This window comes from Bradyrhizobium sp. GW821-FHT13H06 (assembly GCF_058803975.1).
Genome location: NZ_JBXAPN010000017.1, coordinates 18116 through 40971, shown reverse-complemented (window position 1 = coordinate 40971; position 22856 = coordinate 18116). Strand labels below are relative to the sequence as shown.

Here is a 22856-nt window from a genome sequence, read left to right as displayed (position 1 = left end):
GCGGTGCGCGATCTTGCGTCGCTTTCCCCGCAGCGGGCCGTTCCGAAATCCGCCTGCCGCTAAGGCAGATTGTCCCGCATCACGATGTCGATCCTGATCTTCTCCTGTTCGCGCAGGATCGGCTCGCCGCGGGCGAGCGCCAGCAGCACGCGCACGGCCGCGCGCGCTTCATGTCCGGGGTTCTGCGAGATCGCAGCATCCATCACGCCCTGCAGCAGCAATCGGCGCGTCAGCGCCGTGACGTCGTGTCCGACGAACACCACCTGCTTGTCGCGACCGATTTCGCTCAACGCCTTGTCGTTCAGTGCCTTGGCGACGCCCTGCGTGCCGGCACCGACATTATAAAGACCGACAATGTCGGCATGACTGCCGAGCAGCCGGCCCAGCAGCTGCTCCGAACGGTCGTCCTCGTCGCGCCCTTCCAGCACGGGCAGCACGCTGAGATCGGGGAATTCCGTCGCCATCACCTGGTTGAAGCCGAAGATGCGCTCGGCATGATCGCGCAGGCCCTGCGAGCCCGCGACGATCGCGACCTTGCCGGGCTTCCGGCCGACCAGCCGCCCGACCAGCGCGCCCGCCGTGCGGCCCGCGGCGATATTGTCGATGCCGACATAATGGTGCCGGCGCGAGGATGGTACATCCGAGACCAACGTCACGACCTTGGTGCCGGCATCGACGAGATCGTTGATGGCAGCGCGCACGGCGGGATGATCCAGTGCCACCACGGCAACGCCGTCGCAATCGCCCGACAATGCCTCCAGCGAGGCTGCGAGCGCCGAGGGGTCGAACACGTCGGTTGCGACCGTCTCGACGCTAAGGCGGCGGGCCGCCAGCCAGGCTGCCATCTCGCCGAGATAGGCCTCGATCTGCTGCATGAACGGGTTTGGCCCCGACGGCATCACGAAGGCGAAACGGCGGGCGCGGCCGCGTGCGAGCTCGGCGGCGGCCACATGCGGCTGGAACGAATTGCGCTCGATCGCCGCCTTGACGCGCCGCACCGTGTCCGGCCGCACGCCCGGGCGATTGTGCAGGACGCGATCGACCGTGGCGAGGCTGACGCCTGCCTCGCGGGCGATGTCCTTTAGCGTTAGCGCGGTCGGGGTGAGCGTCTCGGCCATGGCTGAAGGCTAGCAGAGGTGTTTTGAGGTGCGCAACTCATTTTGAGGCGACCTCGCTGATTTGCGTGCCTTGCGTGGAGACGCGCTCCTGAGCTACCGACGCGCCGGCGCCGACAGGTCCAGCGCCAGGAACAGGCTGTTGGGATCCTCGACATAGCCCTCGAACGGGCCACAGACGATGAAGCCGTGCGCAAGGTAGAGCGCGTGGGCCGGCTTGAAATAGTCCCACGAGCCGGTCTCGAGGCTGAGCCGCGTCATGCCGCGCGCACGAGCCTCCGTGATGATGTGACGCAGCATCCGGCCGCCATAGCCGCGCCGCCGCGCGGTCTGCAGCGTGTGCATCGACTTGACCTCGCCGTGGCTCGCCGAAAGCGTCTTCAACGCCCCGGTGGCGACCAGCGTCTCGCCGTCCCAGCCGGTCCAGAACGCGACGTCGGGTGCACGCAAGCCCGCAAGATCGAGCGCGTGGGCGCTGCCCGGCGCCGTCTGCGCCCGCGCGGCCGTGACGTGGTGATCGAGCAGCGCGACGACGCGGGGATCATAGGTGTCGCCGGTGCGGATCTGCATCGTGCTCGTCTCCATGTCCTGCCCTCACATCTTGCCGTAGGACGCGCCGCGCCTGATGATGATGACGTAGCGCGCGTCCTGTTTCGTTTCGTTCTCGAAAATCACGGCGCGCATCACGTCGAAATCCAGACAATCGCCCTCCCGCAGCCGCACGGCCTTGGCATCGATATGCACGGCGATCGCGCCCTCCAGCATCAGCAGCTGCTGGGTGAAGGCGTTGCGGCCCCAGGGGCTGTAGGAGACGCGAGCGCCGGCCGGAAGGTCGACGACGATGATCTCGATGCCGCTGGCCGCATCCGGCGGCGAGGCATGACGCCGGCGATAGCCGCTGTCGGGATCGCGCCAGAGCGGCTGGTCCGCAAGTCGCACTAGGCGCTCCGGCGGCTTTTCGGCGATCGCGACGACGTCGCTGAGCGTGACGTCGAGCGCCGCGCAAAGCTTGTTGAGCAGCGCCGCCGTCGCACTGCTCTGCGCCCGCTCCACCCGCCCGATCATGGCCCGGCTGACGCCGGAGCGTGCTGCGAGCTCGTTCAACGTCATGCCCGCCTGCGTCCGAAGCGTCTTCAGGCGCCGACCGATCGCGCGATCGAGTTTCTGCTGGTCCATGGCTTTCATCCGAACATCACCCGACACGAGGACCGCACCCATCGGCGCAAGAGCAGCCTAGCGCGCACAGAGGCAAACGCCGGGAGCGGGAAGACCAATATATTAGAATCTTTGCTGAGCACGTTGGGCCGATTAGGATGGGCACCAACCACAATCACCAATCGGAGGCGACGATATGGGCGAGCCGACGCAGCGGACGATCAAGACCAACGGCATCAGCCTCAATGTCGCCGAGCAGAGGGAGGGGCCAATGGTTCTGCTCTGCCACGGCTTTCCGGAAGGCTGGTACTCCTGGCGGCATCAGCTCGAGGCGTTGGCAGCGGCTGGCTACCACGCGGTTGCGCCCGACATGCGTGGATACGGAAAGAGCGACCGGCCCGAAGCAATCGATCAATACACGATCCTCCACATGGTCGGCGACCTCGTCGGCGTGCTCGACGCCTTCGGGGCGAAGGATGCCGTCATCGTCGGCCATGACTGGGGTGCGACGATCGCCTGGCACACGGCGCGCCTGCGGCCCGATCGCTTCCGCGCCGCCGCTATCCTCAGCGTACCCTATCGACCGCGCAGTCCTGTGCGGCCGACGAGCGTCATGCCGCAGACGGCGGATGCGCAGTTCTATCAGCTGTACTTCCAGGAGCCGGGTATCGCCGAAGCGGAGTTCGAACAGGATCCTCGCGCAACGCTCCGTGCCATGCTCTTTGGCGGTTCCGGCGAAGGGGCCGCGGCGATCCGCGCCAATGCCGAGCGTCAGGGACGGACCGTTGGCGTCGGCATGGTTTCGCGCAAGGACGGAATGTTGCCGAAGATGCAGGTGCCGCTGCCCTCGTGGCTGAGCGCCGCCGATCTCGACTATTATGGCGCCGAATTTACGCGCAGCGGTTTTCGCGGGCCGCTCAATTACTACCGCAACATCGATCGCAATTGGGAATTGATGGGGCCTTCGAGGGCGTGAAGGTTGTGGTGCCGTCGCTTTTCATGGCAGGCGACCACGACATGGTCATCGCCTTCCCCGGTGCGGCCGATCATCTCGCCCACATGAAGCAATGGGTGCCGCAGCTCCGCGAGATCATAATGCTGCCCGGCTGCGGACACTGGACGCAGCAGGAGCGGCCGGCGGAGGTGAACGCGGCGATCGTGGAGTTTCTGCGAAGCTTGCCGGGCTAAAGTCTTGGAGCGGGCGAAGGGAATCGAACCCTCGTATGCAGCTTGGGAAGCTGCCGTTCTACCATTGAACTACGCCCGCTTACGCGCCTTGCGCCCCTCCTGATTAGCCGAGACGGCGCGTCCCGCCAAGCGGTTTGGCGCGCCCGGCCCGACGGTTGTTAACGTCCTGAAAAGATTCCAAGTGCGCCGGATTGTGGCGGTGTTATGATTTCGTGTCTGGGGCGAAACGTGCACTGAGTGGGGCGTGTGCATGGCGGGGCGTGCTTACGCGATATTCGACACGGCGCTGGGGCGCTGTGGCATCATCTGGAGCGGCACCGGCGTGGTCGCCGTGCAATTGCCGGAGGCGCGGGAGATCGACACCCGCCGCCGGATTTTCCTGGCCCATCCCGAGGCACGGGAGCAGCGGCCGTCCGAGAACGCTGAGCTGGCGATCGAGGGGATTGTCGGCCTGCTGCAAGGCGGCGACCCCGATTTCTCCGACGTCAGCCTGGACGCCGGCGGGGTGCCCGGCTTCAACCGGCGGGTCTACGAGTACACCTGCACGATCCCGCGCGGCGAAACGCGCACCTGCCACGAAATCGCCAAGGCGCTGGGCGCCTCCGGCGCCGTGCACTCGGTGGCGCAGGCGATCGCCAAAAATCCCTACATGCTGATCGTGCCCTGTCACCGGGTGCTGGAGACCGGCAATTACACCGACCGGCTTTCGCCCTATGCCGGCATGATCTCCAAGCGGCGGCTGCTGGCGCTCGAAGGCGCCCATCCCGTCGCCAGCAAGACGCTGTTCGAGGTGCTGCTGCCCGTTGCTCCGCCCCGCGCGCCTACCTAGATAGGCCGGATGGATGCGACCACGCTGCTGACGACGCCATCAATGACGGTCTCCGAATTTCGCTGCGATGCGGGACCGGACGATACGCCGTTTGCCGAATGCCGCGCCGGCCATTCCATCGCCTATGTCCGCGCAGGGAGCTTCGGCTGCCATTGCCGCGCCGGTTTCTTCGAGCTGGTGGCAGGCTCGATGCTGGTCGGCGCCCCCGGCGAGGAATACACCTGCACGCATGAGCACGTGTCCGGCGACGTCTGCCTGTCGTTCTTTCTCAGCGAGGAGCTGGTCGAGACTCTCGGCGGGCGCCGTGAGGTCTGGCAAATCGGCGCGACGCCGCCGCTGCCCGAGCTGATGGTGCTGGGCGAGCTCGCCCAGACGGCAGCAGATGGCAACAGCGACCTCGGTCTCGACGAGATCGGCCAGATCCTCGCCGGCCGCTTCATTGACGTCGTCTCGGGCAAGGTGCGCAAGCCAGCTACCCCCACCGCGCGCGACCGCCGCCGCGCCGTCGAGGCCGCGCTGTGGATCGACGACAACTCGCATGCCGAGCTCGACCTCGAACAGGCCGCGCGGCAGGCGGGCCTCAGCCCGTTCCATTTCCTGCGGCTGTTCTCGAGCGTGCTCGGCGTCACCCCGCATCAATATCTGGTGCGCTCGCGGCTGCGGCACGCCGCGCGGCTGCTCACTGACGACGACATCGCGATCACCGACATCGCCTATGACGTCGGTTTCGGCGATCTCTCCAATTTCGTCCGCACCTTCCATCGCGCTGCCGGCGTATCCCCGACCAAATTCCGCCAGGCCTCGAAGGGACAGCGCAAGATTCTCCAAGAGCAGCCTGCCCTCAACTGACTAGGGTCGTCTCCGCCGCGTGCCCCTCTCGGCACGCTTCTGCAATGGAGACGAACATGTACGACCACATCGGATTGCGTGTTGCCGACCTCGACGCTTCGACACGCTTCTACACCGCAGTGCTGGCGCCGCTCGGCTATGTCCTGTGCTCGAGTGGCGACGGTTATGCCGGCTTCGGGCCGAAGGGCGAGCCGGCGCTGTGGCTGCACCTGAACAAGGGCCGGAAGGCCGAAGGCGCCCATATCGCCTTCCGCGCCAAGAACCATGACGAGGTGAAGGCGTTTCACAGCGAAGGCCTGAAGAGCGGCGGCCGCGACAATGGCGGCGCCGGGCCGCGCAAGGACTACAGCCCGACCTATTATGCGGCGTTCTTGATCGACCCCGACGGCAACAATGTCGAGGCGGTTTGCGTGTGAGCTCTCTGCTCTCGCGACGAAGCAATCCAGGCTGTCCCCGCGGAAACATTTCTGGATTGCTTCGCCACGCTCGCAATGACGATGCCCGCGGCACCACTTATCACAATCAAGGACACGTTGATGGCGTCCATCCGCAACGACATCCCCCTCCCCGCCTCCGCACGCGACGTCTGGGACGCGGTGCGCGATTTCGGCGCGCTGCACCAGCGGCTGGTGCCGGGCTTCGTCACCGCCTGCACGCTCGACGACGATGCGCGCATCGTCACCTTTGCCAATGGTTCGGTCGCACGCGAGGTGCTGGTCGATTGCGACGATGCGCGACAGCGCCTCGTCTATGCGATCAGCAACGAGCGGCTGAAGCATTACAGCGCCTCCGTGCAGGTGATCGCCGAGAGCGAGGTGCGCTGCCGGCTGGTCTGGATCATCGACGTGCTGCCGAACGAGCTCGCGGCCTACATTCAAGGGCAAACGAAGGAGGCCGTCGGCGCGATCCACAGGGCATTCCCGCCTGCGTCTGCGTGATGTTCTTCACAGGGCGCGCCCTCGCCAGCCGTAACCATGCCCGCGTACGTCCGGTCGGCTCCGCTCTCCCGATGGAGCCAAGCACGCGAGGAGCATGCCATGAGGGGTGCGGACAGTGATTTGCCAGCTAACGCTTTAGTCGGCAGCTGAAAGCGCCGGCCTGATCGCAGCTTTCGCCTTGCGCGGCCCCCAGCGTGTCAGCACCACGCTGGAGCACGACAGCACACCGAGCACGACCATCGAGCTTGCGGCCAGCCAGAAGAAGCTCTGCGCGCTGGCGTCGTGCGTCGACAGCCACCAGCCGACGGCCGCGATATAGATCAGCCGCGCCGTCTGCGCGAGCACCGGGCCGATCACCTTGGCGGCGCCTTGCGAGGAGAAATACATCGTCGTTGCAAGGCCGAAGAAGGCGTAGAACGGCCCGACGGTCGAGAGATATTGATGGCTCGCCGCGCGCACGGCCACGCTGTCGGTGAACATGTTGACCCAGAGATCCGGGAACATCGCAACGAGGCACGCAGGCGCACCAACCGCCACGAAAGCGGCCGCACTGGCGATCCAGGTGATGCGCCGGGCGCGTGCGATGCGGCCTGCGCCGATCGCCATCCCGACCATCGGCACACAGGCGATGCCGAACGAGAACGCGATCGAGGTCAGCAGAAACTCGAGCCGCGCGCCGATGCCGTAACCGGCGAGGATCGCGGTGCCGAACTTCGCCAGCATGTGGGTGAAGATCGAGATCGTCAGCACCGATTGTAGCGGCGAGAAGCAGGCGATGGCGCCGACCTTGAGGATGTCGAAGAACATCGCCCATCGGATGCGCAAGCCGCGCAACCTCAGTACGATCCGCGCGCGGCCGGAAAACAGGTACCAGCCCATGATGCAGATGTTCATGGAATAGGCGATCAGCGCGCCGGCCGCGACCCCGCGCATTCCGAACTGCGGCACCGGTCCGAGCCCGAGACCCAGCGTGCCGCCGAGCACGATCTGCCAGGCCGCGGAGTTGAGGATGAGAAATGACGGCAGCTTCATGTTGCCGGTGCCGCGCAGGACACCCGCCATGGTGTTGAGCAACCACGGCAGCACGGCGCCGCCGAAAAACACCTGCGTGTAGGCGATCGCATGCGTCAGCACGGCGCCGCGGCCGCCAAGCATTTCGAGCACCCTGGGCCCGAAGATCAGCATGCCCAGCATGAAGACGAGACCGAAGCTGATGCCGATCAGCATCGCATGCACGGCGAGCGTTCCGGCGCGCTCGCGATCGCCGGCGCCGAGCGCACGCGCGATGGCCGAGGCCACCGCACCGCCCATGGCGCCGCCCGACATCGTCATGGTCAGGATCACCGTCGGAAACACCAGCGCCATCGCCGCCAGCGCCTCGACACCGAGCCGGCCGACATAAGAGGTCTCCGCGATCACCACGCAGATGCCGGCCGACAAGCCGATCACGTTCGGCCAGGCGAGGGAGAGCAGCGTGCGCAGAATCGGCCCGTCGGTCAGCGCGCTCTTGACGGAGCGCGGGGGCGGCGGCAGCGGGCGCTCTTGCTCATCGACCGGGATCTCGGCGATGTCCGTCATGTCCTCTCCCGGGCAGAAGCGCCATTTGCGGCGCGGCAATGAACGGGTGTGCCAATCAATCCATTCGCGCGCAGGGCGCGGCGGGGACTTGTTAGCACGGTGCGCGCCGATTCTTCCTGCGTCGGGTGCAGGCGTGCCCTGCGGCAGCGCTCCCAATCGGTGAACTTACCCGATCGTCCAGACCAGGGGCGGACGGCCAGCGGCCGCAGAGCGCATCTGCACGCCAATGTGCCGTCCGCACCCCGCGGCGAGCCCCTCGAACAATCCCGCCAGCACCTGCGCACAAGCGGGGTGGTGGTCGGCGACGTCGTCCATCAGCTTCCAGCTCTGCTGGTGTATTTCGAACGTGCCTTCTGATTGCGTGGTCTCGGCCGCATCATCCTGCGCGGCAAACAACGCGCTCAGGAACGATGCGAACTCTCTCGCGCCGCCGCGGGTCATTGCCAGCGCCGGGGCAACCTCGTCGAAATATTGCATGCCGATCAGCTTGCCGGTGAGATGCAGGAGATAGCCGGCATCCTCCGGACCGAACAGCTGCACCATCACGGGCGCGGCGGTGCGGACATATTCCATGGCGTAGTTGCGATAGGCTTTTTCCAGACGCGGCTTCGGCCAATTCGCGACCGGCAGCGCCGGCGCGGTCTTCGCATCGAACAATGGAGCTTCCAGATGACGGGCGAACACCAGGCGCTGGTCCAGCTCGAGCGGATGGTCGTACTGATGATAATAGCCTTCGAGCCCATCCTGGCCATCGACGCTCTGCTTGGTGCAGACGAAGCCGAGCCTGAGATCACCAAGCGCAACGCCGTTGTTGGCGTGCCAGCCACGCAGCATCGCGCGGCTGACCTCGCCCGGCACGCCGCAGATCGCGGTGCCCCTCCAGATCCAGCGTGGCGGCGGATAGCGAATCCAGGCTTTGCTGTCGCTCTCATACATGTATTCGACATGCACGCCGCCGATCCAGTTGGAGAGATAATGATATTGGGCAGCCGCCACCGCCGGCGGCAGATGGCTGAGCCCGAGCTTCTCGAGCCCGGGCAGGAAACGCTCCTGCTGCTGGCGGCGGAACACACGGAAGACGAATTCCGCGGCATCCGCTGTCCCGCGCCGAGTCACCACGGTGAGGATGAGGCCGGTGAAATAAGCATGATAGAGATCGGCGACCGCCCGCCAGCGTCTCCATTGCGCTTTCTGCGCCGCTTCTGTTTCGCTCCTCATGCTTGCTCCCGATGGATCTGTTGTAACGGACTGTGTCATTGCGCGAGAGGCGACGCAACCGAGCCACGCGCGCGGCCGTCATGCCCGACCAGATCGGCGATCCAGAAAAGTAACCGGATGAGCGACGCTATATCCGGATCCTTCCTCTGATCATCCCGGATATCGCTTCGCTCGTCTACGGCTTGGAGCAATCTCGATACGCTTTCATCGATTCGCTCAGCATGACGTTCAGGACCTTTCGTGTTAGCTTTCTTACTTGTCCCGAGAACAAGGGCTATCGGATGCGCGCAATATCGCTGGCTGTTCTTCTGCTTCTGTCGCAGATCTTGCCGTTGCTTCCCGTATCGGCGGCGGACGAAGACAGCGTGGTCAGTCCACCGCCAGCGCTGGCGCCGGGGCAACCGCCGCCGCTGCCTGGGCAAGGCCACTCGCCGAGCCGCGCTCGCGGGATCAGGTCGGTTTTCCCGCGGCGCTGACAGCGTCAGTGATCCCGCCGGCAACGCCGCTTGCACCTGCGACGGTTGCGTTGGGACAGAAGCTGTTCTTCGACGCCCAGCTCTCGGGCGACGGCACCATCGCCTGTGCCACGTGCCACGATCCGGCACGCGCCTTCACCGACGGCAGGCCAGTGTCGATCGGCATCCATGGGCGCGCCGGCCAACGCAACGCCCCGACCGTGCTGAATGCGCTCTACAACAAGTCGCAGTTCTGGGACGGTCGCGTCGACACGCTTGAGCAGCAGGCGGCGCTGCCGATCACCAACGCTCTCGAGATGGGCTCGGCCAGCATCGGCGATGCTGTATCCAAGATCGCCGGCGACAAGGACTATCAGGCCCAGTTCATGCAGGCCTTCGGCCGCGGCGTCAACGAACAGGACATGTTGCGCGCCATTGCAACCTATGAACGGACGCTCGCGTCCTTCGATTCGCCCTTCGATCATTTCATCGCTGGAGATGCGAATGCGATCAGCGATTCGGCCAAACGTGGTTGGGAATTGTTCAACAACAAGGCGCGTTGCAATCTTTGCCATGCGCTGACGGATAGAGAGCGCGATCCAACTGTCTTCACCGATCACGATTTTCACAACATCGGCATCGGCATCCTTCGGCATCGCGTCGGTGCGCTGGCGGAGCAGGCCGAGCGCGAGCTGGCGCAGGGACGTGCGCTGGATGTCGACAACGCGGCGATCGCGAACGAAATGTCGGTTCTGGGACGTTTCCTGATCACCAAGCGGCCGGGCGACATTGCGTCCTTCAAGACGCCCGGCCTGCGAAATATCCTGGTGACCGCGCCCTACTTTCACGACGGATCGATGGAAACGCTGTGGGACGTCATGGATCACTACAACAAGGGCGACGGCGTCGCTGACGCGTGGCTCGATGAGGACATCCAGCCGCTGGCGCTGAGGGAGACCGAGATCGACGACGTGGTGGCGTTGATGGCGGCACTGACCAGTCCGCAATACAAGGACGCCGGCGACAAGGAGTATGCGCGACAGCTCGCACTAACCAGGGTGAACCGTCCGCAGCGCGATACGGCACGCGCCTTTGGTCCGAAGCCGCCACGGCCGAAGCCGCCGCTTTGAGCCATGGTTCACGCGCAGCGCTTGCTGACACTTACACCCGAAAATGCTTGCTCAGCTTCAGGCCCTGCGCCTGGTAGTTCGAGCCGATGCGCTGGCCGTACATCGCGTCGGGGCGGGCGAGCATCTTTTCATAGACGAGGCGGCCGACGATCTGGCCGTGCTCGAGGATGAACGGCACTTCGCGCGAGCGCACCTCAAGCACGGCCCGCGAGCCCTGCCCGCCGGCGCCGGCATAGCCGAAGCCGGGATCGAAGAATCCGGCATAGTGCACGCGGAACTCGCCCACCAAAGGATCGAACGGCACCATCTCCGCGGCGTAGTCGGGTGGCACCTGCACAGCTTCCTTGGAGGCGAGGATGTAGAACTCGCCGGGATCGAGGATGAGGCTACCGTCGGGGCGGGCCGAGATCGGCTCCCAGAAGTCTTCGACCGCGTAGCCGGAGCGGCGATCGACGTCGACGACACCGGTGTGGCGCTTGGCGCGATAGCCGACGAAGCCGCTCGCCTTCTCGCCGGAGAGGTCGACGGAGACGGCGACACCGCCGGAGAGGTCAGCATCGTCGATGTCGACGAGGCGCTCGGCGGCATGCAGCGCCTCGAGCTCGTCGGCATTGAGGATGGCATCACCGGTGCGGAAACGCACCTGCGACAGGCGCGAGCCCTCGCGCACCAGCACCGGAAAGGTCTTCGGGCTGATCTCGGCATAAAGCGGGCCATGATAGCCGGCGCCGATCATGTCGAAGCGGCGGGTGCCGTCGGCGATCACGCGGGTGAAGACGTCGAGCCGGCCGGTCGAGCTCTTGGGGTTGGCTGCCGCGACGATTTCCGGCGGCAGCGCCAGACTTTCCAGCAGCGGCACGATGTACACGCAGTTGGTCTCCAGCACCGCGCCGTCGGCGAGGCTGAACTCGTGCAGCTTCAATTCATCGATGCGTTCGGCGACCGTGGCGCCGGGACCGGGCAGGAAGCTCGCGCGGACGCGATAGGCGATATCGCCGAGGCGCAGATCGAGGCTCGCCGGCTGGATCTGGCTCTCGACAAAGTCGTATTCGGGCAGGATGAGCCCCGCTTCCGCCATCGCCGCGATCATGCGGTCGGGCAGGATACCATTGGCGTCGGCGGCGACCGTGAACGTCAACCGGGGGTCCTCATCAGGGCTCTCTTGCATCCCGACATACGGGAAAAACAGCCTGTTACGGCTAGCCGATGGACGCCTTGACGGAAAGGGCATTGCGGAATATGAGCATCACTTATCCCGTGGTGATTTGAGCCGGCCGGCTTGCAGCCACGTTAAATAAGTCGCTAAACAGGCCGGGGACCTCTGTGATCCCGGCCAGTGGAGATATCCAGGCCGGTTTTTTTGTGACCGTTTGCGCATCGAATGGTCATGTCGGAGGGTCCTATGTCGAAGTCGCCTGCCAACTACCGTCCCGAAACCCGCCTGGTCCATTCCGGGACCCTGCGCTCGCAATTTGGCGAGACGTCGGAGGCGCTGTTCCTCACCCAAGGCTACGTCTACAACAGCGCCGAGGAGTGCGAGGCGCGGTTCAAGGGCGAGGATCCCGGCTTCATCTATTCGCGCTACTCCAACCCCACCATCGCGATGTTCGAGCGCCGCATGATCGAGCTCGAAGGCGCCGAAGCCGCCCGCTCGGCGGCGACCGGCATGGCCGCGGTGACGACCGCGATCCTCGCACCGCTCAAGGCCGGCGATCACGTCGTGGCTTCGCGCGCCCTGTTCGGCTCGTGCCTCTACGTCATCCAGGACTTGTTGCCGCGCTACGGCATCGAGACCACGCTGGTCGACGGGCTCGATCTCGACCAATGGCAGCGCGCGCTGAAGCCCAACACCAAAACGTTCTTCCTGGAGAGCCCGACCAACCCGACCCTCGACGTCCTCGACATCCCCGGGATCGCCGAGATCGCGCACAAGGGCGGCGCGCGGCTCGTGGTCGACAACGTGTTCGCCACTCCGATCTGGCAGAGCCCGCTCGCGCTAGGGGCCGACGTGGTCGTCTATTCCGCGACCAAGCATATCGACGGCCAGGGCCGGTGCCTGGGCGGCATCATCCTGTCGTCGGAAGCCTTCATCGCCGAACACATCCACAATTTCATGCGCCAGACCGGCCCCTCGATCTCGCCGTTCAATGCCTGGGTCCTGCTCAAGGGCCTGGAGACGCTGGGCGTGCGCGTGCGCGCGCAGACCGAGACCGCAGCGCGCATCGCCGAGGTGCTGGCGAGCCATCCGAAGATCTCGCGGCTGGTCTATCCCGGCCGCGCCGATCATCCGCAGGCAGCCTTGGTGAAGAAGCAGATGCGCGGCGGCTCGACCCTGGTCGGCTTCGAGGTCACGGGCGGCAAGCAGGCCGCGTTCCGCATGCTCAACGAATTGAAGCTTGCGAAGATCTCGAACAATCTCGGCGACGCCAAGAGCCTCGTCACGCATCCGGCGACGACGACGCATCAGCGCCTGAAGCCGGAGGACCGTGCCGCGCTCGGGATCAGCGAGGGATTCATTCGCTTCTCCGCGGGGCTCGAACATGCCGACGATCTGATCGAGGATCTGACGGCGGCGCTGGAGAAGGCGTGAATGGCGAATAGTGATTGGCGAATAGGTCGATCTATTCGCTACTCGCCATTCCCTATTCGCCCTCTCACATCGGCCGGTACGTCCGCACGTCCGCGGGCACGTTCACCCCGAGCTTGATCTGGCCGACGGAACGGATGATGTCGTCACCCAACAGCTGAGCGAAGCAGGCATAGCCCCAATCGTTCATGTGCAGGCCATCGGCGATCACGAAGCCCTCGACCGGAATGGCCTGCTTCTCATGCCAGTCGCGCATCACCTCGAAGCGCGGGAAGATTCCGACGTGACGGAGCTCGGCGACCTTGCTGAGCAGCTTCACCATCTTGCCTGCGCTCTCGGCGCGCTGGTTGACGGCCGGCGAATATTGCGGATCGACCAGCACGATGTCGGCGCCGCCCGCGGCCTGGATGCGGCTGATGCCGTCCTCCACCATCTTGGCGGTTTCGCCGGGATCGAGATTGCGCAGCACGGCGTTGGTGCCGACCTGCCAGATCACGAGATCCGGATGCATGTCGATCACCTGCGTCTGAAGGCGCTTCATCATCTCGGGGGCGTCCTCGCCGCCGACGCCGGCATTGACGACGCTGATGTCGGCGGTCGGATAGTGCCGGCGCAGCTGCGCGGCGAGACGATTGGGGTAATTGAACTCCGGCGAGCTCGCGCCGAACCCTTGAGTCGACGACGAGCCGAACGCGACGATGACGACGGGCAGGCCGGCGACGAGCTTGCCAGCAACGTGCGGTAGCGAGCCCATCGCCTTCGAACCGTCCTTCGGCGGCTGGCAGGGCACACGGTTGAAGATGTCGCTGGCGGATTTGGCGGCCTGCTTCACCTTGTCGATGGCGCGCGCCGTGATACCTCGCTGCTCGGGCGACGTCGCAGCGACGGTGGTCTGGGAGGGCGAAGTGGGAGCGGGATCAGCCGACTGCGCGGGGGCGGGTGTCGCCTGGGCGGCTGGCGTCTGGGCATGCGATTTCGAGGCCGGAATCAGCAACAACAGCGCCGCGGCTGCAGGCGCGGCCAGCCATGTCGTCAGGCAAAAAGGGCGGAGAGAACTCATTAACGCTAGACCTCAATTCTGCTGCTGGGCCGGCTCGAGACGGGCTGCGTCGAACACGAACTGTGCCAACGCCCGGCCAAGGCAATCATGGACCTGCTTCGCCAGCTCGGGCCCGCGGGACGGGCTGAACAGGTCGAACTGACCCTGATCATTCCACTGCCGCATGATCGCGAAACGATCGAACAGCGGAATACTGTGCTCCTGCGCCACCACCCGCATATTATCGAGAAAAGGCTGCGCCGAGATCATGGTTTCAGTGCGTGGACTATACTGCAGATTCATCAAGACGACGTCAGCCCCCGCATTTTGCAACGCAGCAACCCCTTCGGTGACGGCGCTGCGAAACTCGTCGGGATCGCTGGCGCGGATAGCGTCCACCGTCCCGGTCTGCCAGATGACCAACGTAGGCGTTTTTGCTTCCATCAGCTTAACGAAAGTGGAGGCGGTCTCCTCCGCCGTTTTCTTGCTCTGTATTTCTACGGAGACATGCACCGCCTCCGACGGCGGCAGCTTCTCCTTGAGGATCGCCTCCATGCGCGCCGGGTACGAGCTGTTCTCCGAAGATGGAATGGTCGTCGAGCGGCTGCCGATGACCAGGATATCGAGCGGCTTGCCGGCCTTGACGGCGGCGGCGACCTTGGGCAGCGGGCTTTCGCTGGCCAGCAGGTAGGCCGGCAATTCGCAGGAAGGGGGCGCCGCGGGGGGAGCCGTGGGCGCAGCATCGCCCGCACGCGCCACAGGCGCGGCGAGGCCACCGCACAGCAGGATCAGGCTCAGGAGAACCTTCGCCTTCATCAGCCCCCTCCCGCCAGATCGGCATTGCCGACGGCGTTTTTGGTCTTCGCACCGCTCTTGTCAGCCACGCGCTTGTACCACGAAATGACCCAGGCCACCCCCCACATGATCAGGACTCCGGAGAGACTAATCAAGGCATGCATGGCTGCGCCGCCGGAGACTTCGGCCAGGATGAAGTGGCCGGCGAAAGCAAGGAAGACGCCGAGACAGAAGATCTCGAGGGAATGCTGGCCGCACAGGATCAGCGGCCGCAGCCAGGGCGACTTCAGGCCCGGCCAGTCCCGCGGCAGGAAGCGCACCGTGAGCGCGGCCAGCGCCAGAAAATGCGTGAAGCGCAGCACGTCGAGATCGGTCTTGTTGATCGGATACATCCATTGCTCGATCAGCTTCGGCATGAACTGGGAGAGCTGCGGCACATACCAGGTCAGCGTCACGTAGAACGACGCGACGAGATAGGCGATCGCCAGCCACATCGTGACGCGTGACGACAGAATACGCGACATGCGGCGCGCACCTCCGAGCGCGCACCAGGCACCGAACACGAACAGCAATTGCCAGGCAAAGGGATTGAAGGCCCAGAAGCCGTTCGGATAGGCCGACAGATAGAGATCGTACTCCCAGGTGACCGCGTAGAGCAGGACCGAAAGGCCGAGGGTGACGTCGGGCCGCCATTTCATCGACCACAGGATCAGGGGCAGCGCCAGCATCAGCACGATGTAGAGCGGCAGCACGTCCATGTTGACGGGACGAAAGCGCAGGAGCAGCGCCTGCACGATGGTGACGTCCGGCTGCTTGAGGAAGTCCATGATGCCCATCTCTTCGGTGTAGAGCGGGTTCTCGAATCTGGTCGCTACATAGGAGATTTCGGCAAGGAAGATCGTGAACAGGAAGACGTGGGCGACGTAGATCTGCCAGACCCGGCGCAGGATGCGCGCGGTGGCGATGAGGACGCCGCTCTCCAGCATCGCCCGGCCGTAGACGAAGGCGGCGGTGTAGCCGGAGATGAAGATGAAGATCTCGGTGGCGTCGCTGAAGCCGTAATTGCGGATCGTGAACCAGGTCAACAGACTTGGCGGCAGGTGGTCGATGAAGATCAGCCACAGCGCGAGCCCGCGGAACAGATCGAGCCGGAGCTCGCGCTCGCCGATGGCGGGCAGCGTGATGGCCGGCGCGGCGGCGCGCGGCTTGGTCCCTGCGGGTCTGGCCTCCGCGGTCCCCGCGATCGTCGATCCCGTCACTTGGTCGGCAATGGTCATCGGGGGCCTAAGAACCCTTCCGCAAAACGCGACGTTGAAGGAATGTAGGGGTCCCGCCGTCGTCTCGCAAAGCGGCCCGGATCATATAAGGGAATCTCCCTCTGGGGTGTCCTTCCCTTCGAATTCTGGCGGGACGATGTCGCCAAAGCCGTCTGTGGCGTTTGGTTCCCGGCACGGATTTGGCTATTATAGCAACCATGTACCGCGCCGTGACCCGCCAGATCGAAGTAACCGTCGAGCCGAACTTTGTTCCGGAGCAGTCGTCGGCCGACCGCTCGCGCTATTTCTGGTCCTACACCATCGTCATCACCAATTCGGGCGAGGAGACCGTGCAGCTCAAGACGCGGCACTGGATCATTACCGATGCCTCCGGCCGCCAGCAGGAGGTGAAGGGCGAGGGGGTGGTCGGCGAGCAGCCGATCCTGGCCCCCGGCGAGCGCTTCGAATACACCTCCGGCGTGCCGCTCTCGACCGCCTCGGGCTTCATGACCGGCCGCTACCAGATGGTCAGCGAAACCGGCGAGCGCTTCGAGATCGACGTGCCGACGTTCTCGCTCGACAGTCCCGACAACAAGCGGGTGTTGAACTAGCGCGGTGTCGCAGGGCGGGCAGAGGCGCAGAGCGCCATGCCCACCATTCCGATCGTCGCACGGGACATGGCGGGCACGCTCCACTTTGCCTACCCTGCGATGTCCGAACGTTTGGCGAGCTGCCTCCACATCGTCCTTGCGAGGATGCCGCGTTAGGCGTCTTCCACGCCCGCCTCGTGGGGCGAGAACTGGTACACCGACGAGCAGAACTCGCAGGTGACGACGACCTTGTCGTCCTTGACCATTGCGGCACGATCGTCCGGCGAAAAGCTCTTGAGCATCGAGGCGACCGCATTGCGCGAGCAGGAGCACTGCGCCTTGAGGACCTGCGGATTGAACACGCGCACGCCGCGCTCGTGGAAGAGACGGTAGAGCAGCCGCTCGCCCGAGAGTTCGGGATCGATCAGCTCGACGTCTTCGACGGTCTCGATCAGCGAACGCGCCTCGACCCAGGCGTCGTCTTCGGCGACACTGTGCACTTCGACACCTTCAGGCGCATCGCCGGGATGCAGATCGGCCTGCCGGGCGCGCTCCGGCGCCTTCGGCAGAAACTGCATCAGCATGCCGCCGGCCCGCCAGCGATGCTTGCCGCCGTCGCTCGAGCGCCACTCCTCGCCGACCGCAAGGCGCACGCGCGTCGGGATCTGCTCGGAGCGGAGAAAATATTCGTGCGCGGCGTCTTCCAGGCTGCCGCCGTCGAGCGCAACCAGACCCTGGTAGCGGCTCATGTCGGGGCCCTGGTCGATGGTCATGGCGAGATGGCCGCGGCCGAGCAGCGCGCCAGACTGCATGCCGGCGTCCTTGGCCTCGCCGAGGCGCTCGGCGTCAAAGCGTGCATAGGCGCGCAGGCGATCCGGCGCCATGTAGTCGACGACCAGGAACGACACCGGACCGTCGGTCTGGGCCTGAAGAATGAAGCGACCTTCGAACTTCAGCGCGGTGCCGAGCAACGTCGTCAGCACGATGGCTTCACCGAGCAGCTTGCCGACGGGTGCGGGATAATCGTGCTTGGTCAGGATATCGTCGAGCGCCGGGCCGAGCCGCACCAGCCGCCCGCGCACATCGAGCGCGTCGACCTCGTAAGGCAGCACGGCGTCGTCGATCGGAACCGCCGATGGTGCGCGAACCGGGCCTTCAGGCCCGGTTTTCATGTCAGGGGATTGGGAAACCATGGCGCGTTATCTGGGGTCGGAGGGCTGAAAATGGAAGGGGGCGGCGACCACCACATATTCCGCGATCGCTCCGGACAAGCGAGCGCTGGTCCGGGACGACAGCGGTGCGCGGGGCGACAGCAACGCCACCACACGCCCCCGCTATTTCACCGCGTCGAAGCACCAGGCCAGAATACCCTTCTGCGCGTGCAGGCGGTTCTCGGCCTCGTCGAAAACGACCGATTGCGGACCGTCGATCACGTCATCCGTGACCTCCTCGCCGCGATGGGCCGGCAGGCAGTGCATGAACAGCGCATCGGGCTTGGCCAGCGACATCAGCTTGGCATTGACCTGGTAGGGCTTGAGCACGTTGTGGCGGTGCTCGCCCTCCTTGTCGCCCATCGACACCCAGGTGTCGGTGACGACGCAATCGGCGCCGCGCACGGCGGCTTCCGGATCGGTGCCGAGCACGATCGGCGCGCCTGACGTCTTGATCCAGTCGCGCATTGCCTTCTTCGGCGCGAGCTCCGGAGGTGTTGCGACGTTGAGCTGGAATTTGAAGCGCTCGGCGGCATGTGCCCAGGACGCCAGCACGTTGTTGTCGTCGCCGGTCCAGGCCACCGTCTTGCCCTCGATCGGGCCGCGATGCTCCTCATAGGTCATGAGGTCGGCCATCACCTGGCAGGGATGCGACCGCCGCGTCAGGCCGTTGATCACGGGCACGGTCGCATAGGCCGCAAGCTCCAGGAGCGCCTCGTGATTGAGGATGCGGATCATGATCGCATCGACATAGCGCGACAGCACCCGCGCGGTATCGGCAATGGTCTCGCCGCGACCGAGCTGCATCTCGGCGCCGGTGAGCATGATGGGCTCACCGCCGAGCTGGCGCATGGCGACATCGAACGACACCCGCGTCCGCGTCGAGGGCCGCTCGAAAATCATCGCCAGCGTCTTGCCTTCGAGCGGCCTGACCGGCTGGTGCGCCTTCTGCTTCGCCTTCATGGCGGACGAGGCGGCGAGCATGCTCTTGAGCTCCGACAGCGGCAGCTCGTTGATGTCCAAAAAGTGCTTTGGAGCTTTATTGGGCGTCTTGCTCATCAGCTTGCCGCCCGCTTGGTCTGGCTGGACGAGATCGCAGTGCAGGCGCGTTCGAGCCGCCCGACGCTGTCTTCGATCTCCGCCTCGGTAACGATCAAGGGCGGCAGGAAGCGCACGACGTTGTCGCCGGCTCCGACGGTGAGCAATTTTTCGGCGCGCAGCGCCGCGACGAGATCGCCCGAGGGCACCACGGCCTTGATGCCGATCAGGAGCCCCTCGCCGCGCACCTCGCTGACGACATCGTGATGGCGATCGATCACGGAGGCGAGCTTCTGCTTCAGCAGCAGCGACATTTTCTGCACGTGATCGAAGAAGCCGGGCTTGAGCATGACATCGAGCACGGCGTTGGCAGCCGAGATCGCGAGCGGATTGCCGCCGAAGGTCGAACCGTGCGAGCCCGGCCCCATGCCGCGTGCAGCGTCGGCGGTGGCGAGCACCGCGCCGATCGGGAAACCGCCACCGAGCGCCTTCGCAAGCGACATCACGTCGGGCACGACGCCGGTGCGCTTGTAGGCAAAGAGTTCGCCGGTGCGGCCCATGCCGGTCTGCACCTCGTCGAAGGCGAGCAAGAGGCCGCGCTCGTTGCAGAGCTCGCGCAGTGCCTTCAGGAATGCGGGAGGCGCAGAACGAACGCCGCCCTCGCCCTGGATCGGCTCGATGAGAATACCGGCGGTGTTCGGGCCGATCGCCTTCTTCACGGCTTCCAGATCGCCATGCGGCACCTGGTCGAAGCCGTCCATCGGCGGGCCGAAGCCCTCGAGATATTTTGCAGAACCGGTGGCGGCCAGCGTCGCCAGCGTGCGGCCATGGAAGGCGCCCTCGAATGTGATCATGCGATAGCGCTCAGGATGCCCCTTGGAGAAGTGATGGTGGCGCACCAGCTTGATCACACCTTCAAGCGCCTCGGCGCCGGAATTGCAGAAGAACACGAAGTCCGCAAAACTTTCATTGCACAGACGCGCCGCGAGCTTCTCGCCGTCCGGGCTCTGGAACAGGTTCGACATGTGCCAGAGCTTCGTCGCCTGCTCCTGCAACGCCTTGACCAGCGTGGGATGCGCATGGCCGAGCGCATTCACCGCCACGCCGGAGGTGAAATCGAGATAGCGATCGCCATTGGTCGCGATCAGCCAGCAGCCTTCTCCGCGCTCGAAACCGAGGTCGGCCCTGGCGAAAACGGGGAGCAAATGCGGCGCGGCGCTGTTGGTCATGACGTCACTTGAATGTTGCGGACGGTGTGACGCGTGCATTACGCAACGCACCATTGACCGGCCCGGAAAACGAAACGTGCCGCCTTTTAAGGGCGGCACGTAGCACTATCTTATGCCTGGCAAGACGGGTGTCAATGCCGCCCGGAAAGCCCCGCGAAACGCTGAATCCGTAGTCTTGCGGTGCCGATTTTGCGGGTTTTTCACCACGGAACATGTGGACGCGAGTCGGCGGACTCTTGCGCGGGAGTCACGCCATATTGTAGCGTTTGGACTGTCAGATACGACATCTCGTGCAGCAGTTCTGATCCCTTAAGTCCTCATGTACCGGCGTAAACGTTCGGGCGTCTTGAGCGCGCCCGGCGAGCCTTAAGGGATTCTGGCGGCACGGGTTTTTGAAGGCTTAGGCAATCGCTGCGAAGGCCCCAGGATGGCAGGCGCGCAGCGAGGGAAAGGGTGCAATGACGGTTTTGACCTGGTCCGATGATCGCGTCGAGCAGCTGAAAAAGCTCTGGGAGGCCGGACTTTCGGCCAGCCAGATCGCGGCGGAGCTCGGCAATGTGACCCGCAATGCCGTGATCGGCAAAGTGCACCGGCTCGGCTTGTCCGGCCGCGCCAAGAGCCCTTCATCGGCAGCGCCCCGGCCGCGCAAGGCGCGGCCCGCGCAGCACATGATGCGGGTGACCCGCCCCGTCGCCCGCGGCAACACCGCGCTGGCGCAGGCCTTCGAGGTCGAGGTCGAGGCCGAACCCGTCACCTACGACAATGTGGTGCCGATGAGCCAGCGGCTGTCACTGCTGGAGCTGAACGAGGCGACCTGCCACTGGCCGGTCGGCGATCCCTCGAGCCCGGATTTCTTCTTCTGCGGCGGCAAGGCGCTCTCCGGCCTGCCCTACTGCGCCCAGCATTCGCGCGTGGCGTATCAGCCGGCGGCGGATCGCCGCCGCGCACCGGCGAAGCCGGGCACGCGCTGAGCTCGCGGAATTCTCTGATCAAGACCGCAGCCGTCACACGATGACGGCTCCAGTTGCTCGGTGTCATCCCCGCGAACGCGGGGATCCATAACCACAGGGCGCAATCGTTGCGCGGGATGGTCACTCCGAGTCTTCGCCACACCAGGTCCTGTGGTTATGGATCCCGGGCTCGCGCTACGCGCGCCCCGGGACGACAGCTGAGATTGTGGCCACAGCTGCCAGCAAACAGCTCACCCGACCTTACGCCTGCTCCGCCTTCGCAAACCGATCGTCCAGCGCATAGCCGGCGCCACGGACGGTGCGGATCGGATCCTGCTCGCGGCCGAGATTGAGCAGCTTGCGCAGGCGGCCGATATGGACGTCGACGGTGCGCTCGTCGATGTAGATGTCACGGCCCCAGACGCTGTCGAGCAGCTGCTCGCGCGAGAACACACGGCCGGGATGCTCCAGGAAGAACTCCAGCAGACGATATTCGGTCGGGCCGAGATCGATCGGCCGGCCCGAACGCGCCACGCGGCGCTTGTCGCGGTCGAGCTCGATGTCGCCATAGGCGAGCACGGTGGCGAGCCGCTCGGGGCTGGCGCGCCTGAGCAGACCCTTCACGCGCGCCAGCAGCTCCGGCACCGAGAACGGCTTGACGATGTAATCGTCGGCGCCGGTCGCAAGACCCCGCACCCGCTCGCTCTCCTCGCCGCGCGCGGTGAGCATGATGATCGGCAGCTGCTTGGTCTCGGGCCGGGTGCGCAGCCGCCGGCACAGCTCGATGCCCGACAGGCCCGGCAGCATCCAGTCGAGCACGATCAGATCGGGAATGTGCTCCTTGAGGCGGGTGTCGGCGTCATCGCCGCGCATCACCGTCTCGACGTCATAGCCGTCGCCTTCGAGGTTGTAGCGAAGAAGCTCGGTGAGAGCTTCCTCGTCCTCAACCACCATAATGCGTGCGCCCATGTTGTCGTCGCTCCTTAGGTATTCGGGATCGTCGTGGCGAAGTTCGTCATGTCGCCCTTCGGCCGCTTGTCGGTGATCGCCTGGCCCTCGATCATGTAGAACACGGTCTCGGCGATGTTGGTGGCGTGGTCGCCGATCCGCTCGATGTTCTTGGCGCAGAACATCAAATGGATGCAGAACGAGATGTTGCGCGGATCCTCCATCATGTAGGTGAGGAGTTCGCGGAACAGCGAGGTGCAGATGGCGTCGACTTCCTCGTCGCCCTTCCACACCGCCATCGCTGCCGGCAGATCGTGCGCGGCATAGGCGTCCAGCACCGACTTGACCTGCTGCTGCACGAGGTCGGTCATGTGTTCCAGGCCGCGGAACAGTTTCAGCGGATGAAAATCCGTTTCCAGCGCTGCGACACGCTTGCCCATGTTCTTGGCGAGATCGCCGATGCGCTCGAGATCGGTCGCGACGCGCATGGCCCCGACGATCTCGCGCAGATCAACGGCCATCGGCTGGCGGCGGGCGATGGTGAGCACGGCGCGCTCCTCAATGCGCTTCTGCAGCGTGTCGAGTTCGGCGTCGGTGGCGACGACGCGCTGACCGAGCGTGACGTCGCGGCGGATCAGCGCGTCGACGGAATCGACGATCATGCGCTCGGCGATGCCGCCCATCTCGGCGACCAGGCGCGTGAGTTCCTGGAGGTCGGTATCGAAAGCCTTTGCGGTATGTTCAGAACCCATGTTCCG

The 22856-nt window shown here is 65.1% G+C and carries 24 protein-coding genes, 1 tRNA gene and 1 riboswitch; of the genes, 10 read left to right on the top strand and 15 right to left on the bottom strand.

From position 1 onward, the window contains the following. Positions 1-59: 59 nt before the first annotated feature. From AC1RQP_RS38390 to AC1RQP_RS38380, 3 genes are all read right to left on the bottom strand, one after another. The gene (locus AC1RQP_RS38390) at positions 60-1118 is read right to left on the bottom strand and encodes a LacI family DNA-binding transcriptional regulator (protein ID WP_239627930.1); all 1059 of its coding nucleotides are present in this window, start codon (positions 1116-1118) and stop codon (positions 60-62) included. A gap of 93 nt (positions 1119-1211) precedes the next feature. Beyond that, positions 1212-1685 carry a GNAT family N-acetyltransferase gene (locus AC1RQP_RS38385; RefSeq protein WP_370123750.1) on the bottom strand — a complete coding sequence of 158 codons (474 nt, stop codon included), beginning with the start codon at positions 1683-1685 and terminating at the stop codon, positions 1212-1214. A 24-nt stretch (positions 1686-1709) separates the two neighbouring features. Continuing rightward, the gene (locus AC1RQP_RS38380; protein WP_492942794.1) at positions 1710-2291 is read right to left on the bottom strand and encodes a helix-turn-helix domain-containing protein; all 582 of its coding nucleotides are present in this window, start codon (positions 2289-2291) and stop codon (positions 1710-1712) included. Positions 2292-2466: 175 nt separating this feature from the next. On the opposite strand from AC1RQP_RS38380, the gene AC1RQP_RS38375 reads away from it, so the two are divergent. Both AC1RQP_RS38375 and AC1RQP_RS38370 read left to right on the top strand, forming a co-directional pair. Further along, positions 2467-3246: an alpha/beta fold hydrolase gene (locus AC1RQP_RS38375; protein WP_492942792.1), complete on the top strand. Its 780-nt coding sequence runs from the start codon at positions 2467-2469 to the stop codon at positions 3244-3246. An 8-nt stretch (positions 3247-3254) separates the two neighbouring features. Next, positions 3255-3458, top strand: coding sequence for an alpha/beta fold hydrolase (locus AC1RQP_RS38370; RefSeq protein WP_492942790.1), 204 nt, complete (start codon positions 3255-3257; stop codon positions 3456-3458). A 5-nt stretch (positions 3459-3463) separates the two neighbouring features. On the opposite strand, the gene AC1RQP_RS38365 is transcribed toward AC1RQP_RS38370, so the two are convergent. Then, positions 3464-3537, bottom strand: a tRNA-Gly gene (locus AC1RQP_RS38365). 171 nt (positions 3538-3708) lie between these two features. Here AC1RQP_RS38365 and AC1RQP_RS38360 point away from each other — a divergent pair. The 4 genes from AC1RQP_RS38360 to AC1RQP_RS38345 all read left to right on the top strand — a co-directional run bounded on the left by AC1RQP_RS38360 (position 3709) and on the right by AC1RQP_RS38345 (position 6074). Beyond that, positions 3709-4287, top strand: a complete 579-nt coding sequence (locus tag AC1RQP_RS38360) for a methylated-DNA--[protein]-cysteine S-methyltransferase (RefSeq protein WP_492942788.1) — start codon at positions 3709-3711, stop codon at positions 4285-4287. Positions 4288-4296: 9 nt separating this feature from the next. Next, positions 4297-5136, top strand: a complete 840-nt coding sequence (locus tag AC1RQP_RS38355; RefSeq protein WP_492942786.1) for a helix-turn-helix transcriptional regulator — start codon at positions 4297-4299, stop codon at positions 5134-5136. Between the two features lie 56 nt (positions 5137-5192). Then, the gene (locus tag AC1RQP_RS38350; RefSeq protein ID WP_492942784.1) at positions 5193-5552 is read left to right on the top strand and encodes a VOC family protein; all 360 of its coding nucleotides are present in this window, start codon (positions 5193-5195) and stop codon (positions 5550-5552) included. 120 nt (positions 5553-5672) lie between these two features. Then, positions 5673-6074, top strand: a complete 402-nt coding sequence (locus AC1RQP_RS38345; protein ID WP_492942782.1) for an SRPBCC family protein — start codon at positions 5673-5675, stop codon at positions 6072-6074. A gap of 135 nt (positions 6075-6209) precedes the next feature. Here the strand turns inward: AC1RQP_RS38345 and AC1RQP_RS38340 are convergent, their stop codons facing one another. Together AC1RQP_RS38340 and AC1RQP_RS38335 are read right to left on the bottom strand one after the other, a co-directional pair. Beyond that, positions 6210-7652: an MATE family efflux transporter gene (locus AC1RQP_RS38340; RefSeq protein WP_492942780.1), complete on the bottom strand. Its 1443-nt coding sequence runs from the start codon at positions 7650-7652 to the stop codon at positions 6210-6212. 165 nt (positions 7653-7817) lie between these two features. After that, a complete protein-coding gene (locus AC1RQP_RS38335) occupies positions 7818-8870 on the bottom strand; it encodes a hypothetical protein (RefSeq protein ID WP_492942778.1) in 1053 nt (350 codons plus the stop codon). A 484-nt stretch (positions 8871-9354) separates the two neighbouring features. Between AC1RQP_RS38335 and AC1RQP_RS38330 the strand changes: the two genes are divergently transcribed. Then, positions 9355-10455, top strand: a complete 1101-nt coding sequence (locus AC1RQP_RS38330) for a cytochrome-c peroxidase (RefSeq protein WP_492942776.1) — start codon at positions 9355-9357, stop codon at positions 10453-10455. Positions 10456-10486: 31 nt separating this feature from the next. On the opposite strand, the gene AC1RQP_RS38325 is transcribed toward AC1RQP_RS38330, so the two are convergent. Then, entirely contained in the window at positions 10487-11623 is a 1137-nt protein-coding gene (locus tag AC1RQP_RS38325) for a 2'-deoxycytidine 5'-triphosphate deaminase (RefSeq protein WP_492942774.1), read from the bottom strand. A gap of 79 nt (positions 11624-11702) precedes the next feature. Next, a riboswitch (SAM riboswitch) is annotated at positions 11703-11782 on the top strand. Positions 11783-11857: 75 nt separating this feature from the next. Between AC1RQP_RS38325 and AC1RQP_RS38320 the strand changes: the two genes are divergently transcribed. Then, positions 11858-13045, top strand: coding sequence for an O-succinylhomoserine sulfhydrylase (locus tag AC1RQP_RS38320; protein WP_492942772.1), 1188 nt, complete (start codon positions 11858-11860; stop codon positions 13043-13045). A 64-nt stretch (positions 13046-13109) separates the two neighbouring features. On the opposite strand, the gene AC1RQP_RS38315 is transcribed toward AC1RQP_RS38320, so the two are convergent. Genes AC1RQP_RS38315 through AC1RQP_RS38305 form a run of 3 tightly spaced genes read right to left on the bottom strand, consistent with a single transcriptional unit; the run spans position 13110 to position 16153 of the window. Next, complete coding sequence (locus tag AC1RQP_RS38315; protein WP_492942770.1) at positions 13110-14102, bottom strand: SGNH/GDSL hydrolase family protein; 993 nt, start codon at positions 14100-14102, stop codon at positions 13110-13112. A 12-nt stretch (positions 14103-14114) separates the two neighbouring features. Continuing rightward, complete coding sequence (locus tag AC1RQP_RS38310; protein ID WP_239627952.1) at positions 14115-14897, bottom strand: SGNH/GDSL hydrolase family protein; 783 nt, start codon at positions 14895-14897, stop codon at positions 14115-14117. After that, entirely contained in the window at positions 14897-16153 is a 1257-nt protein-coding gene (locus AC1RQP_RS38305) for an OpgC domain-containing protein (protein ID WP_239627954.1), read from the bottom strand. The genes AC1RQP_RS38310 and AC1RQP_RS38305 overlap by 1 nt, the downstream gene beginning before the upstream one ends. Positions 16154-16350: 197 nt before the next feature. Between AC1RQP_RS38305 and apaG the strand changes: the two genes are divergently transcribed. Next, complete coding sequence (gene apaG / locus AC1RQP_RS38300) at positions 16351-16743, top strand: Co2+/Mg2+ efflux protein ApaG (RefSeq protein ID WP_024337101.1); 393 nt, start codon at positions 16351-16353, stop codon at positions 16741-16743. A 152-nt stretch (positions 16744-16895) separates the two neighbouring features. Here apaG and AC1RQP_RS38295 read toward each other — a convergent pair whose 3' ends face one another. The 3 genes from AC1RQP_RS38295 to AC1RQP_RS38285 form a co-directional block, all read right to left on the bottom strand. Next, positions 16896-17915 carry an Hsp33 family molecular chaperone gene (locus AC1RQP_RS38295; RefSeq protein ID WP_492942767.1) on the bottom strand — a complete coding sequence of 340 codons (1020 nt, stop codon included), beginning with the start codon at positions 17913-17915 and terminating at the stop codon, positions 16896-16898. Between the two features lie 141 nt (positions 17916-18056). Then, the gene (gene argF / locus AC1RQP_RS38290; protein WP_061879661.1) at positions 18057-18992 is read right to left on the bottom strand and encodes an ornithine carbamoyltransferase; all 936 of its coding nucleotides are present in this window, start codon (positions 18990-18992) and stop codon (positions 18057-18059) included. Next, the gene (locus AC1RQP_RS38285) at positions 18992-20200 is read right to left on the bottom strand and encodes an aspartate aminotransferase family protein (RefSeq protein ID WP_492942765.1); all 1209 of its coding nucleotides are present in this window, start codon (positions 20198-20200) and stop codon (positions 18992-18994) included. Before AC1RQP_RS38285 ends, argF begins: the two co-directional genes overlap by 1 nt. Before the next feature lie 458 nt (positions 20201-20658). Here AC1RQP_RS38285 and AC1RQP_RS38280 point away from each other — a divergent pair, with 458 nt between their 5' ends. Next, on the top strand, positions 20659-21171 hold the full coding sequence (locus AC1RQP_RS38280) for a GcrA family cell cycle regulator (protein WP_024337097.1): 513 nt from the start codon (positions 20659-20661) through the stop codon (positions 21169-21171). Positions 21172-21411: 240 nt separating this feature from the next. Here AC1RQP_RS38280 and phoB read toward each other — a convergent pair whose 3' ends face one another. Then, complete coding sequence (gene phoB / locus AC1RQP_RS38275; protein WP_014491300.1) at positions 21412-22119, bottom strand: phosphate regulon transcriptional regulator PhoB; 708 nt, start codon at positions 22117-22119, stop codon at positions 21412-21414. Between the two features lie 14 nt (positions 22120-22133). Continuing rightward, entirely contained in the window at positions 22134-22850 is a 717-nt protein-coding gene (gene phoU, locus AC1RQP_RS38270; protein ID WP_239627959.1) for a phosphate signaling complex protein PhoU, read from the bottom strand. Between the last annotated feature and the right edge of the window lie 6 nt (positions 22851-22856).